Raw genomic sequence first — 13208 nt, 5'->3', positions numbered from 1 at the left:
GTGGCGGGAAGGTGAATGTTGCGTTCTGGCAGAATGAGGCTCAGCCACCGCAATGGACTGCTGCATGGGAGCGAAACGCATGAACCCCCTCGACGGATTCATCGACACCGTCAACTCCGGACTCGGCTGGGTCCTCCTCGTCATCCTCATCGGGGTCGCGATCTACCTCAGCGTCCGGACCGGTTTCGTCCAGCTCCGCCTCGTGCCGGAGATGTTCCGCGTCATCGGCGAGACCGCCGGCAGAGACGAAACCGGCAGGAAGTCGATCTCCTCATTCCAGGCGTTCTGCATCTCCGCAGCCTCCCGGGTGGGCACGGGCAACATCGCCGGCATCGCCCTGGCGATCTCGATCGGCGGGCCCGGCGCGGTGTTCTGGATGTGGGTGATGGCGATCCTCGGCAGCGCCACCGCGTTCGTCGAGTCGACGCTGGGCCAGCTCTACAAGGTCAAGGACAAGGGCTCCTTCCGCGGTGGACCCGCCTACTACATGAGCGTGGGACTGCGGCAGCCCTGGATGGGCGCCCTGTTCGCGGTCATCATCTCCGTCACCTACGGCCTCGTCTTCAATTCGCTCCAGGCGAACTCGATCGTCGACGCCACGGCGACGAGCTTGCGTCTCGACACCGCGACGAACTCCTGGATGCCGATCAGCTTCGGCATCGGTCTGGCGCTCATCACCGGTCTGATCTTCCTCGGCGGGGTGCACCGCATCTCGAACATCTCCGCGGTCATCGTGCCCGTGATGGCCGTCGCGTACCTCATCCTCGGCGCGATCGTCGTGGTCCTCAACATCACCGAGGTGCCCGCGATGTTCGCGCTCATCGTCTCCAACGCACTCGGCTTCGACTCCGTCGTCGGCGGCGGGATCGGCATCGTCATCATGCAGGGAGTGCGCCGCGGCTTGTTCTCCAACGAGGCGGGCATGGGCTCGGTGCCCAATGCGGCCGCCACTTCGTCGGTCTCGCACCCGGCGAAGCAGGGACTTGTGCAGAGCCTCGGCGTCTACTTCGACACCCTGCTCGTCTGCTCGATCACGGCGTTCATCGTGCTCCTGTCCAACCCCGTCTACGACGAGGCCCAGGGCGCATCGCTGACCCAGAACGCGCTGGCCTCACAGCTGGGCGGATGGGCCGTTCACTTCCTGACGATCGCGATCTTCCTGTTCGCGTTCTCCTCGATCCTCGGCAACTACTACTACGGCGAGGCGAACATCGCCTACCTGTTCAAGACCAAGGCGAGGCCGGCGATCATGAGCTACCGCGTCATCGTCATGGCCGCCGTGTTCACCGGATCCGTCATCGCCCTGCCCCTGGCCTGGTCAGCTGCCGACATCTTCATGTCGATCATGGCGCTGACCAACCTCGTCGCCGTGTTCTTCCTCGCGCCGACCGCGCTGCGCCTGCTGAAGAACTACACGAGCCAGCGCAAGATGGGCCTGGAACCGGTCTTCCACCGCAGCGATATGCCCGACATCGAAGGCCTCGAGGCCTGGGACGGCACTGACGAGGTGACCCAGCGCGAGTTCTGGGAGGCCAAGGACGCGAAGAAGGGCGCCTGAGGGTTCTGACGCGGGCGGGCTGAAAGCTATTGCAGGCAGCAAGGGAAACGGTCATGGGTCTGAGCAGGGCAGCGTGGTCATGAGGATGTGGAGCGTTCATCCTCGGTGCCTCGACCGCCAGGGACTGACGGCGGTCTGGCGGGAGTCCCTGCTCGCCCAGGCGGTCCTCGCCGAGAGGACGAAGGGCTATCGCGGGCACCCGCAGCTGGTGCGGTTCCGCGCCCACCCCGCACCGCTCGCCGCCATCGGCGCCTATCTTCAGGCCATCGCCGAGGAGGCTTCCACCAGGGGGTACTCGTTCGACACGTCCCGGATCGATGCGCCCCCGCCGGTGGGATGGGTCGAGGTGGCCGTTGACGGGGCTGCCGAACCGCGGGTCGAGGCGGCCCGGATTCCCGTCACCGAAGGACAGATCGCCTACGAGTGGCGACACCTGCTTGCCAAGCTCGAGCAGCGCAGCCCCGAGCGGTTCGCTGAGGCTGCGCGTATCGAGGTTCCGCCGATCCATCCGCTCTTCGAGGTGGTGCCGGGTCCCATCGAATCGTGGGAACGTCCGAAATGAGAAGGTCTACTTCTTGACCGTCTTGGACTTCGCTCCGGTCGCCCAGCTCACCTGGTCGAAGACGACCCGGTACGACTTCTTGCCCTTCGACTTGTACTTGTAGGTGGCCTTGCCCTTCTTGGCCTTGATCGTCTTGACGGTCTTCCACTGACCGCCCTTCTTGACCTGGAACTTCACCTTCGGGTTGTAGTTGACCCAGCCGTAGGACTCAGGATCGTAACGCTTCGTCTTCGCGCTGAGTGTGACCGTCTTTCCGCTGCGCTTGGTCGACAGCGACGCCGTCGCCTTGCCCCCGGACGTAGAAGTGGCCCTTGGTGTAGTCGGTCCGATCGACCGTATCCCAGGACGACTCGTTGTAGGCATAGACGTCAGAAGGACCGATGCCGTACTTCCCGAGCCCGTCCCAGGATGGGCAGATGAAGGCTCGGGTCGTCTTCGTATCACCATCGCTGGAGAAGTACGCCGAATCCACCCAACCACCCTTACGAGTGACATCGGCAAAGACGCCCCAGGAGTCAATGCCCGACTTCTTATGCGACATGTGGACATCGACATTGCGACAGTTCGCGTCCGAGACGACGATGCTCTTCGCCGACAGCTTCGTGACGTCGAATGAGGTCGAGGCGGCATTCGCGGTGACAGCCGGGCCGACGACGAGTGCGAGGGAGGCGACTGCCGCAATCAGGGCACGCTTGAAGAATCTCATGAAAACTCCATTGAGTTCAGAGGAATGGGGATGCCATCAGTCGAAGTCTCAACGAGTTCAGTCGGCAAGGAGAAGTTACGTACGGGTAAAGTCACGGAAACCTCAGATTACCACAGGCGCAGTGACATCTGGGTGCCACTTTTCCCACCCCGACGGAGTCTCCGACAATGCGATTGGTCCCGATGGATCTCCGGACGGCCGCAGAGAAGACAAAGGGGGCTGGGACTCCGTTGTCCCAGCCTCCTGATCCGGGTGCTCGTCAGCGCGCGACGGCGTCCTCCTCGACGATGAGCGGGTAGACACCGTTCTCGTCGTGGACTTCACGTCCCGTCACCGGCGGATTGAACACACACGCCATCCGCAGCTCGGTGTCGGCCACGACCGTGTGCTTCTCATGTCCGTCGAGCAGATACATCGTGCCGTCGGAGAGCGGGTAGCTCTCCCCTGTCTCCTCGTTGATGAGGGTTCCTTCGCCCTGCACGCAGTACACGGCTTCGACGTGGTTCTGATAGTGGAAGGTCGAGCGGGTTCCCGCGTAGATCACGGTGTCGTGGAACGAGAACCCCACGCGCTCCTTGCCCAGCACCATCCGGCGGCTGCGCCAGGTCTCCGACTTCACGTCGCGCTCGGTGTCGTTGAGGTCGTCGCGGTTGACTACGTACATACGTCGTCCTTTCGTTGAGGGTCGGTGCGAGTTCGCGGGCTCAGACTGCGGCGAGTTCCGGCGCCGAGGCGAACTTGAGCACCGCTGCCTCCAGCACCTCGAGGCCCGACTCCAGGTCCTTCGCCGAGATGGTCAGCGGCGGCATGATCTTGACGACCTCGTCGCGGGGACCGGAGGTCTCGATGAGCAGCCCCTGAGCGAACGCCTCGGCGGCGATCTTTCCGGCGATCTCGGGATCGTCGAACTTGAGACCGGCCAGCAGACCGCGCCCGCGCACGGTCGCACCGTCGGCCTTCGCGGCGATGACGTGGAGGCGCTGGTGCAGGTTGGCGATGGTGTCGGCGAGCTCGTTCTGGAACGAGTTGTCGGCCCAGAAGGTCTTCAGCGCAGCGGTCGCGGTGACGAACGCGGGGTTGTTGCCGCGGAAGGTTCCGTTGTGCTCACCGGGAGACCAGACGTCGAGTTCGGGCCGGAACAGGGTCAGTGCCATCGGCAGGCCCGAGCCGGAGATCGACTTCGACAGGCACACGATGTCGGGCTCGATGCCGGCGTGCTCGAAGCTGAAGAACGTTCCCGTCCGGCCGCAGCCAGCCTGGACGTCATCGACGATGAGCAGGATCTCGTGGGCCTTGCACAGCTCCGACAAGGACCGCAGCCATTCGGCTCGAGCAGCACGCACGCCACCCTCGCCCTGCACGGTCTCGACGATGATCGCGGCCGGCTTGTCGACGCCCGAACCCGAATCCTCGAGCACCTTCTCCAGCCACAGGAAGTCAGGCGTCTCGCCATCGAAGTAGTCGTCGTAGGGGATCTTCGAGCTGTTGGTCAGCGGGATTCCTGCGCCCTGACGCTTCATCGAGTTGCCGGTCACCGACAGCGATCCCAGTGTCATGCCGTGGAACGCGTTGGTGAAGGACAGGATGTGCTGGCGGCCGGTGACCTTGCGGGCCAGCTTGAGCGCTGCCTCGACCGTGTTGGTTCCCGTCGGTCCGGGGAACATCACGGTGTAGTCGAGCCCGCGCGGTTCGAGGATGAGCTGCTCGAAGGTCTCGAGGAACTCACGCTTTGCCGGCGTCTTCATGTCGAGCGAGTGGAGCACCGCGCCGGACTGGAGGTAGTCGATGAGCGGCTCCATCACGACCGGGTTGTTGTGGCCGTAGTTGAGGGCACCGGCACCGGAGAAGAAGTCGATGTACTCCCGCCCGTCCTCGTCCCACTGCTTCGCGCCTTCGGCTCGGGCGAAGGTCGCCGGCCAGGAGCGGGAGTAGCCGCGGACCTCGGATTCGCGGGTTTCGAAGATGTCGGGCTGATCGGCCTTGGGGGTATCGGGCTTTTCGGTCATCACTTGAGTCCTTTCGAGACTGTGGGCTGCCGTGCCAGCGATGCGGATCGGTCGGATCCGGGCAGGGGTGTCGGAGGCGGTGCCTCCGTGGGGGTCAGGCGGATCAGGGTGCCGCGTTCAAGCAGGGGCATCGGAGGTGGGTCCTCCGTCTCGCCTGGTCCCATGGGGATCGGGTTCCGATCAGAGCGGTCCGATCTCGTACAGGTATTCGGTGTCGTGGCCGTCGGGGTAGAGGTCGGGGGTGAAGAGCGGCCGGCGCTCGCAGTCCGCGCCGCGGTCGCGGGCGAACGATTGGAACAGTCGGTTGGAGGCGTCGTTGTCCGCGGTGATCGTCGTCTCGAGCCGGATGGCCTTCGTCCGGTCGGCCAGTTCGCCGAGCATCGTCGAGGCCAGCCCGCGACCGCGGAAGTCCTCCGACACCGCGACCTGCCAGATCATCAGGGTGTCCGGTGAGTCCGGACGGGTGTAGCCCGTGACGAATCCGGCCGGACGACCGTCGATCCAGGCGATCGCCGAGGTGTCCGCGAAGTCCCGGCACCACAGCAGGTAGGAGTATGAGGAGTTGAGATCGAGAACGGCGGAGTCCTTCGCCAGCCGCCACAGATGCTGTCCGTCCTCCAGCAGGGGAGGGCGAACATCGGTTTCCGTCTTTGGTTCAGCGAGTGCGTTTCTCACGCCAACAAACCTAACGAGCTGAGAATGAGCGTCAACCCAAGGTTGGTTGCTTCAGTCCCGATTCAGGGCTCATGTAGTGCGAGGAGCGCTCGCACGCCGACCCCGGTTTCCCCGCAACAGCTCTGGGATGCGCAGGGGCAGTCCGCGCCACAATACTGAGCCGTAGGGTTCGTTATCGTTTCGTTATATAACGAGTGGTGTGGAACACGTGTTCCAGAAACGATCACCTTGGAATCGGCTCCGAATGACGTCCATCCCCCTAGCCAGGAGCAGGTCAGCGACATAGCTTGGGCCCCGAGAAAGCCGCCATCGTTCCCGAGCGAGAGGATGCCCCATGAATGTTTCAGCAGAGGCTGCGTCGACAGACGACCGAAACCCCACCCCCGATCCGGCCGAGGACAACGCGTTCTTCCCCTCCCCCTATTCGCTGAGCCAATACACGTCTCCGACCACGGACTTCGACGGGCTCTCCACCGAGGAGAAGTACACCGGCGATCGCTGGAGGGTGCTCGTCATCGGCACAGAAGAGCGCTACATGCTCATGCGCAACAACCGGTTCTTCTCGACCGGCAATCATCCGGTCGAGACTCTCCTGCCGATCCATCACATGGCCGAAGCTGGCTACTCCATCGACATCGCGACCCCGACCGGAGCTCCGGCAAAGGTCGAGTGGTGGGCCTTCCCCCGCAGCGATGACGCCGTGAATGCCACGTGGAACTCACTGGCGGAGGCGTTCAAGGCGCCGCAGTCCCTGGCATCTGTGGCCGCCGAGGGGCTCGACAAGTACGCCGCGGTCTTCGTTCCCGGCGGTCATGGTGCCATGAACGGGATCCCCGACAGCCGGAGTGTCCAGCAGGCGCTCGACTTCTTCCTCGAGCACGACCGGCTGATCATCTCGCTGTGCCACGGGCCCGCTGCGTTCCTCGCCGCCGGCCTCGACCGGGAGTCCAATCCGTTCTCCGGCTATTCGGTCGTCGCGTTCCCCGACGAGATCGACTTCGGCGCCAATGTCGACATCGGATACCTGCCCGGCGAGATGCCATGGAAGCTGGGCGAAAGGCTGGGGGCAGCGGGAATCACGGTGACCAACTCGGACATGGCGGGCGCGACTCTGCGCGACCGCAACGTCCTCACCGGCGACAGCCCTCTGGCGGCGAACCAGCTCGGCAAGGATTCAGTCGCCGCCCTGCTCGAGCAGTTCGGCGACTGACCGGAGTGGTCTCAGCGCACAATGTGTGGTCAGAAACCGGAGGGAAATCGCGCGAGAACGCCGATTTCCCTCCGGTTTCTGACCACTTATTCCGTGCCTAGAACTCCACTGATTCGCTGCCTCAGCACTCCACGACATTGACGGCCAGGCCGCCGAGCGCAGTCTCCTTGTACTTCGAACTCATGTCGGCCCCGGTCTGGCGCATCGTCTCGATCACCTCGTCCAGGCTGACCCGGTGCTGGCCATCTCCCCACAGCGCCATGCGGGCCGCGTTGATGGCCTTGCCGGCCGCGATGGCATTGCGCTCGATGCAGGGCACCTGGACCAGACCCGCGATCGGGTCGCAGGTCAGCCCCAAGTTGTGCTCCATCGCGATCTCGGCGGCGTTCTCGATCTGCTCGGGAGTCCCGCCCATCACCGTGGCCAGACCGCCGGCAGCCATCGAGGACGCAGAGCCGACCTCGCCCTGGCAGCCCACCTCAGCGCCGGAGATCGACGCCCGCTCCTTGTAGAGGACACCGATCGCCGCTGCGGTCAGCAGGAAGTCGATGATCGCATCGTGCTTGGCCGCCTCTCCGCCTTCGACCACGGAGTCGACGTAGTTGAGGGCGTAGTGGAGCACGGCCGGGATGATGCCGGCCGCACCGTTCGTCGGGGCGGTGACGACGCGTCCGCCCGAGGCGTTCTCCTCGTTGACGGCCATCGCGATGAGGTTGACCCATTCGAGGTAGTACTTCGGATTGCGGTCGGGGTCCTCCGCCTTGAGGCGCAGGTGCCAGTCGTGGGCGCGGCGTCGGACCTTGAGCCCGCCCGGCAGGTAGCCGGAGCGATCGAGGGAGTTCGAGGCGCACTCCTCCATCACGGAGTAGATGTGGAGGAGGCCCGCGCGGATCTCCTCCTCGCTGCGCATCGACTTCTCATTGGCGAGCATGAGCTCCGCGATCGACAGGTCGTTGTCCTTGCAGCGCTGCAGGAGCTCAACGGCCGAGTGGAACGGGTAGGGCAGCACCTCGGCGTGGGCCTGGAGCTGAGCTTCGACGACCGCATCCGAGACGGCGAATTCGGAGCCCCCAGCACTCGCCTCGGCGCCACTGTCCGCAGTAGACGGCGCTGCAGCAGCCGCGGCACTCGCCTCGGCGGCCTTCTCCTGCTCCCGGAACTCGGTCTCCGAGGTGACGAAGCCGCCGCCCACGGAATAGTAGGTCTCTTCGGCCAGGACTGCGCCCTCGGCGTCGTAGGCGGTCAGAGTCATGGCATTGGTGTGTCGGGGCAGGACGGTCAGGGGTCGTTTGACCATGTCGGCCTCGGTGAAGGCGATCTCGACACCGGCAGCGGCGCCGGTCTCGTCGTCGCCGGTGGTCCCGGCAGTGCCCGCGGCACGCCGCGAGTCCCCGAGGATGATGGAGCCGGTCTCAGTCATCCGCGTGCGGCGGGCGCTGAGTTCGTTGGCCTCGACGGACTCCGGGGAACAGCCCTCGAGGCCGAGCAGGATCGCGTCGAAGGTGCCGTGGCCGGCACCGGTGGCGGCCAGGGAGCCGTAGACATCAACCCTGATGTCTTTCACGGATCCGAGTCTGTCGCCGAGCAGGGTGAGGAATCTCGAGGCCGCTCGCATGGGCCCGACGGTATGGGAACTCGACGGCCCGATTCCCACAGTGAAGAGATCGAAAACGCTCAGTGGCATAGGGAGAACACCGTTTCTGGTAAAGGAACAGTGTGGCCACTCAGTCCGCGAAGACCGTCGTCGACCACACTGTCCACGAGGTTTGTTGAGTTACAGCGAATTGGCCTCGGCGTAGCCCGCTGCGTCCATCACGTCGCCGAGTTCGGTGACGCTGACTTCGAACAGCCAGCCTTCGCCGTACGGGTCCGAGTTGAGCAGTCCGGGGGCATCCACCGCGGCGTCGTTGACGGACACGATCTCACCGGTGACCGGCGAGTAGAGGTCAGAGACCGACTTCGTCGATTCGACCTCTCCACAGGTCTCACCTGCGGTGATGGAGTCACCGACGCTGGGCAGGTCGACGTAGACGACCTCGCCCAGGGCGTCGGAGGCAACAGCGGTGATGCCGATCTTCACGGTCTTGCCGACGATGTCGTCCGCGGGGGCGTTGATCCATTCGTGCTCGGCCGAGTACGTGAAGTTCTCTGGGAGCGGAGGCAGTTCAGCCATGGTGTTCCTTTCAAGGAGTGGGAGGCAGTCGTTCCAGTGTAAGAGCCACCGGAATGCCGGGATAGGGGTTTGCCGACCAGGTTGTGAGAAGCAGGTCGGGTTGTCAGTTGCGGGTGTAGAACGGCAATTCAACGACCGTGAAGTCGTGGGCCTTGCCGCGGATGTCCACGGTGAGTGCGGTGCCGGGTTCGCTCACGCCGCGGTCGACGTAGGCGAGGGCGATCGGGTGGCCGAGCGTCGGGGAGGGCTGACCGGAGGTCACCACGCCCACCTCGGCATCGCCGGAGTGGATAGTCGATCCGGAGCGGGCGGCACGGCGGCCCTCGGAGCTCAAACCGACGAGCACGCGCGCAGGTTCGGTCTCCCCGAGCTTCGCGAGCGCCTCCCGGGCGACGAAGTCACCCTTGGATTTGAACCCGATCATCCGTCCGAGTCCGGCGTCGAAGGGCGTCGTCTCGAGGCTGAGCTCGTTGCCGTAGAGCGGCATCCCGGCCTCGAGGCGCAGCGAGTCACGTGCGGCGAGCCCGCAGGGCACGAGCCCACGGTCGGCGCCGGCCTCGACGAGCACGTTCCACAGCCGCTCGGCGGCGATGTTCGGCATGTAGAGCTCAAACCCGTCCTCGCCGGTGTATCCGGTGCGAGCGAGCATGAGGTCGGTCCCGGCGATCGTCAGCGGCATCCACGCGTAGTACTTGAGTTCGCGCACGGCGTCGGCGACGCTCGCGCCGGCCGCCGAGGCGGACTCGCCCGCAGAGGCATCCTCCGCCGGGGATTCCGCCTCGTCCGCCGAGGTGGTGCTCGGGCCGAATTCCCCATCCGCGCCCGCGTCGAGGGCCGCGAGGACAATGTCTTCCGAGTTCGGTCCCTGGACGGCGATGAGCGCGGTGTCGGCCGACTCATCGGTCAGGACCACCTCGGCGCCGGGCTCCACCTCGGTGACGAAGTGCTGCAGGCGCGACTCGAGGGCCGCGACGACGGTCGGGGTGTTCGAGGCGTTGGGGACGATGAGGAACTCCTCGTCACCGATCCGGTAGGTGATGAGGTCGTCGAGGAGGAAGCCCTCCTCGTTGACGATGACGCCGTATTTGGCTCTGCCGATCGTCATCGTCGAGTACTTGGCGACGAGGGCGTAGTCGAGGAAGGCGACCGCAGCCGGACCGGTGACACGGACCTCGCCCATGTGGGAGAGGTCGAAGATCCCGGCGGCCTCGCGCACGGCGCGGTGCTCGGCGAGCTCCGAACCATACTTCAGCGGCATGTCCCAGCCGCCGAAGTCGGTGAAGGTCGCACCCAGCTGGGCATGGATGTCATGCAGCGGAGTCTCTGTGGTCATCAGTCGTCCTCGTTCTCTTCGAAGGCCTCGGGCGGCGGGCAGGAGCACACCAGGTTGCGGTCGCCGTAGGCGCCGTCGATGCGGCTGACCGGCGGGAAGTACTTGGTCTGGCGCAGTCCGCTGACGGGGAACACGGCCTGTTCGCGGGTGTACTTGGCGTCCCAGTCGTCCATCACCACGGTCGCCGGGTGCGGGGCGGCGGCCAGTGGCGACTCCTCGTAGGAGTAGTCGGTGCCGATGGCTTCGATCTCGGCGTGGATGGAGCGCATCGCCTCGATGAAGCGGTCGAGCTCCGCCTTGTCCTCGGATTCCGTGGGTTCGACCATCAGGGTGCCCGGCACGGGGAAGGACAGGGTGGGTGCGTGGAAGCCGTAGTCGATGAGCCGCTTGGCGACATCCTCGGCGGTCACTCCGGTCTTCGCGGTCATGTCCCGCAGGTCGAGGATCGTCTCGTGGGCGACGAGTCCGTCGAGGCCGGAGTAGAGCGGCGGGAAGATGTCACCGAGCTTGCTCGCGATGTAGTTCGCGCCCAGCAGGGCCACGCGCGACGCCTCCCGCAGACCCTCGGCGCCCATCAGCTCGAGGTAGGCGAAGCTGATCGGCAGCACTCCGGCAGAGCCGAACAGGGACCCGGAGATCGGCAGGTTCTTCGCGCCTTCTGCGCTGGCGACCAGCTCCGACGAGGTGGCGTCACCCGGCAGGTACGGTGCGAGGTGCTCGCGGACCGCGACGGGTCCGACGCCCGGGCCGCCGCCTCCGTGGGGGATGCAGAAGGTCTTGTGGAGGTTGAGGTGCGAGACGTCGCCGCCGAACTCGCCCGGCTTGGCCAGTCCGACGATGGCGTTGAGGTTGGCGCCGTCGACGTAGACCTGACCGCCGGCCGCGTGGACCTTCTCGCAGACGTCGCGGACCTGGAGCTCGAACACTCCGTGGGTCGACGGGTAGGTGATCATGATGGCGGCGAGGCGGTCCCCGAACTTCTCGATCTTCGCGTCGAGGTCGTCCATGTCGACCGAGCCGTCCTCAGCGGTGCCGACGACCTGGACCTGGAGACCGGCCAGCACCGCCGAGGCGGCGTTGGTGCCGTGCGCGGACTGCGGGATCAGGCACACGGTGCGGTCGGTCTCACCGTTGGCGACGTGGAAGTTGCGGATGGCGAGCAGTCCGGCCAGCTCACCCTGGGAGCCGGCATTGGGCTGGAGGGAGATTCGATCGTAGCCGGTGATCTCGACGAGCGCGGCTTCGAGGCGGATGATGAGCTCGCGCCAGCCCAGCGTCTGCTCGGTCGGGGCGAAGGGGTGGATGTTCGCGAACTCCGGCCAGGTGATGGCCTCCATCTCCGCGGCGGCATTGAGCTTCATCGTGCACGAACCCAGCGGGATCATGGTCCGGTCGAGCGCCAGGTCCCGATCGGAGAGAGTGCGCAGGTACCGCATCATCGAGGTCTCGGAGCCGTGGGTGTTGAACACCGGATGGGTGAGGAACTCGGTCTCGCGGTGGAAGCTCGCGTCGAACTGCGGCTTCGGCACCTGGTGGGGACCGAAGGTTCCGGCAGCCGCCGCCTTGAACTCGCTCGCCTCGATGCGGGCGTGGACGCCGAGGGCGGCGAGGAGAGCGTTGGCGTCGGTGACGGTGTGGGATTCGCCGAAGGAGACGCCGATGGTGGTGCCGTCGATGACGCGGATGTTGTAGCCGGCGGCGTCGGCGACGAGGCGAGCGGTTTCGGAGTTGACCACACGGATGGCGACGGTGTCGAAGAACTCACGGCTGAGCACCTCGGCGCCGGGGGCGGTGTCGACGGCGTCGGCGAAGGCGTGGGCCAGACGGTGGACGCGGGAGGCGATCCGGGTCAGCCCGACGGGGCCGTGGTAGACGGCGTACATCGAGGCGACGTTGGCGAGCAGGGCCTGGGCCGTGCAGATGTTGCTCGTGGCCTTCTGGCGGCGGATGTGCTGTTCGCGGGTCTGCAGCGCCAGACGGTAGGCGGGCTTGCCCTGGGCGTCCTTGGACACACCGACGAGGCGGCCGGGCATCTGCCGCTGGAGGCCGGACTTGACGGCCATGAAGCCGGCGTGCGGTCCGCCGAAGAACAGGGGCACGCCGAAGCGCTGGGCGGAGCCGACGGCAATGTCCGCACCTTGGGAGCCGGGGTCCTTGAGCAGGGTCAGCGCCAGGAGATCGGCGGCGAAGGTGACGAGCGCTCCGCGGTCGTGGGCGCCGGTGATGGCGTCGGAGAAGTCGCGGATGACGCCGGTGGTGCCGGGCTGGGCGCAGACGATGCCGAAGATGTCGTCACCGACGAGTCCTTCGGAGAGGTCGGCGACCATCACGCCGAAGTCCATGGCCCGGGCGCGGGCGCGGACGACGGCGATGGTCTGCGGGTGGAGCTCGGAGTCGAGGACGACCGTGTTGCCCTTCTTCACGGCGCGACGCATGAGGAGGACCGCCTCGGCGACGGCGGTGGCCTCGTCGAGCAGGGAGGCGTTGGCGATGTCGAGGCCGGTGAGGTCCTGGACGACCTGCTGGAAGTTGAGGAGGGCTTCGAGGCGGCCCTGGGAGATCTCCGGCTGGTAGGGCGTGTAAGCGGTGTACCAGGCGGGGTTCTCGACGAGGTTGCGGCGGATGACGGCCGGGGTGATCGTGTCGTAGTAGCCCTGACCGATCATCTGCTTGCGCAGGGTGTTCTTCGCCGCGATCTCACGCAGTTCGCTGAGCACGGCGACCTCGGAGTGCCCGGAGTGGAAGTCGAGTCCGTCGATCTGGATGGACTCCGGCACCGCGGCGTTCGACAGAGCTTCCAGCGACTCGTAGCCGAGCTCCTCGAGCATGGCGTCGATGTCGGAGGCGCGGGGACCGATGTGACGGTCGGAGAACGGGCGCTTGGTGTCGCCGGTGGGCGTGGTGGTGTGGGCGAGTGAACTTGTCATTGCCGTCCTTGGTCGTAGGCGGCGCCCACCGGTGGGAGGACGCACTGTGCAGTGAGTA

General features: G+C 65.8%; 12 protein-coding genes. 3 read left to right on the top strand and 9 right to left on the bottom strand.

Annotated features, from left to right (window positions below):
• Positions 1–64: 64 nt before the first annotated feature.
• Both RIT73_RS05755 and RIT73_RS05750 read left to right on the top strand, forming a co-directional pair.
• On the top strand, positions 65–1558 hold the full coding sequence (locus tag RIT73_RS05755; RefSeq protein WP_309131106.1) for an alanine/glycine:cation symporter family protein: 1494 nt from the start codon (positions 65–67) through the stop codon (positions 1556–1558).
• A gap of 79 nt (positions 1559–1637) precedes the next feature.
• Positions 1638–2120 (top strand): pyrimidine dimer DNA glycosylase/endonuclease V, encoded by a 483-nt coding sequence (locus RIT73_RS05750; RefSeq protein WP_309131105.1) that lies wholly within the window; start codon positions 1638–1640, stop codon positions 2118–2120.
• Positions 2121–2126: 6 nt separating this feature from the next.
• On the opposite strand, the gene RIT73_RS05745 is transcribed toward RIT73_RS05750, so the two are convergent.
• The 5 genes from RIT73_RS05745 to ectA form a co-directional block, all read right to left on the bottom strand.
• Positions 2127–2297: a hypothetical protein gene (locus tag RIT73_RS05745; RefSeq protein WP_309131104.1), complete on the bottom strand. Its 171-nt coding sequence runs from the start codon at positions 2295–2297 to the stop codon at positions 2127–2129.
• 31 nt (positions 2298–2328) lie between these two features.
• Positions 2329–2826 (bottom strand): hypothetical protein, encoded by a 498-nt coding sequence (locus tag RIT73_RS05740; RefSeq protein WP_309131103.1) that lies wholly within the window; start codon positions 2824–2826, stop codon positions 2329–2331.
• Between the two features lie 259 nt (positions 2827–3085).
• Positions 3086–3490 carry an ectoine synthase gene (locus tag RIT73_RS05735; protein WP_309131102.1) on the bottom strand — a complete coding sequence of 135 codons (405 nt, stop codon included), beginning with the start codon at positions 3488–3490 and terminating at the stop codon, positions 3086–3088.
• Positions 3491–3530: 40 nt separating this feature from the next.
• Positions 3531–4832, bottom strand: coding sequence for a diaminobutyrate--2-oxoglutarate transaminase (gene ectB / locus RIT73_RS05730; protein ID WP_309131101.1), 1302 nt, complete (start codon positions 4830–4832; stop codon positions 3531–3533).
• 180 nt (positions 4833–5012) lie between these two features.
• Positions 5013–5507 (bottom strand): diaminobutyrate acetyltransferase, encoded by a 495-nt coding sequence (ectA, locus tag RIT73_RS05725; protein ID WP_309131100.1) that lies wholly within the window; start codon positions 5505–5507, stop codon positions 5013–5015.
• Between the two features lie 334 nt (positions 5508–5841).
• On the opposite strand from ectA, the gene hchA reads away from it, so the two are divergent.
• A complete protein-coding gene (hchA, locus tag RIT73_RS05720; protein WP_309131099.1) occupies positions 5842–6717 on the top strand; it encodes a glyoxalase III HchA in 876 nt (291 codons plus the stop codon).
• A 121-nt stretch (positions 6718–6838) separates the two neighbouring features.
• Here the strand turns inward: hchA and RIT73_RS05715 are convergent, their stop codons facing one another.
• The 4 genes from RIT73_RS05715 to gcvP form a co-directional block, all read right to left on the bottom strand.
• Positions 6839–8401 carry an L-serine ammonia-lyase gene (locus RIT73_RS05715; protein ID WP_309131098.1) on the bottom strand — a complete coding sequence of 521 codons (1563 nt, stop codon included), beginning with the start codon at positions 8399–8401 and terminating at the stop codon, positions 6839–6841.
• Positions 8402–8491: 90 nt separating this feature from the next.
• Positions 8492–8890: a glycine cleavage system protein GcvH gene (gene gcvH / locus RIT73_RS05710; RefSeq protein WP_309131097.1), complete on the bottom strand. Its 399-nt coding sequence runs from the start codon at positions 8888–8890 to the stop codon at positions 8492–8494.
• A gap of 103 nt (positions 8891–8993) precedes the next feature.
• Positions 8994–10223, bottom strand: a complete 1230-nt coding sequence (locus RIT73_RS05705) for a glycine cleavage system aminomethyltransferase GcvT (protein ID WP_309131096.1) — start codon at positions 10221–10223, stop codon at positions 8994–8996.
• A complete protein-coding gene (gcvP, locus tag RIT73_RS05700) occupies positions 10223–13150 on the bottom strand; it encodes an aminomethyl-transferring glycine dehydrogenase (RefSeq protein ID WP_309131095.1) in 2928 nt (975 codons plus the stop codon). Before gcvP ends, RIT73_RS05705 begins: the two co-directional genes overlap by 1 nt.
• Positions 13151–13208: the final 58 nt, after the last annotated feature.

It is taken from the genome of Brevibacterium sp. (assembly GCF_031179145.1).
GTDB lineage: Bacteria > Actinomycetota > Actinomycetes > Actinomycetales > Brevibacteriaceae > Brevibacterium.
This window is presented reverse-complemented; position numbering and strand designations above follow the sequence as displayed.

What these genes read in the sequence shown, in the direction of transcription:
- RIT73_RS05755 (WP_309131106.1), top strand. Translation starts at nt 65, where the DNA reads ATGGGAGCGAAACGCATGAACCCCCTCGACGGATTCATCGACACCGTC.
- RIT73_RS05750 (WP_309131105.1), top strand. Translation starts at nt 1,638, where the DNA reads ATGAGGATGTGGAGCGTTCATCCTCGGTGCCTCGACCGCCAGGGACTG.
- RIT73_RS05740 (WP_309131103.1), bottom strand. Translation starts at nt 2,826, where the DNA reads ATGAGATTCTTCAAGCGTGCCCTGATTGCGGCAGTCGCCTCCCTCGCA.
- RIT73_RS05735 (WP_309131102.1), bottom strand. Translation starts at nt 3,490, where the DNA reads ATGTACGTAGTCAACCGCGACGACCTCAACGACACCGAGCGCGACGTG.
- ectB (WP_309131101.1), bottom strand. Translation starts at nt 4,832, where the DNA reads ATGACCGAAAAGCCCGATACCCCCAAGGCCGATCAGCCCGACATCTTC.
- hchA (WP_309131099.1), top strand. Translation starts at nt 5,842, where the DNA reads ATGAATGTTTCAGCAGAGGCTGCGTCGACAGACGACCGAAACCCCACC.
- RIT73_RS05715 (WP_309131098.1), bottom strand. Translation starts at nt 8,401, where the DNA reads ATGCCACTGAGCGTTTTCGATCTCTTCACTGTGGGAATCGGGCCGTCG.
- gcvH (WP_309131097.1), bottom strand. Translation starts at nt 8,890, where the DNA reads ATGGCTGAACTGCCTCCGCTCCCAGAGAACTTCACGTACTCGGCCGAG.
- RIT73_RS05705 (WP_309131096.1), bottom strand. Translation starts at nt 10,223, where the DNA reads ATGACCACAGAGACTCCGCTGCATGACATCCATGCCCAGCTGGGTGCG.
- gcvP (WP_309131095.1), bottom strand. Translation starts at nt 13,150, where the DNA reads ATGACAAGTTCACTCGCCCACACCACCACGCCCACCGGCGACACCAAG.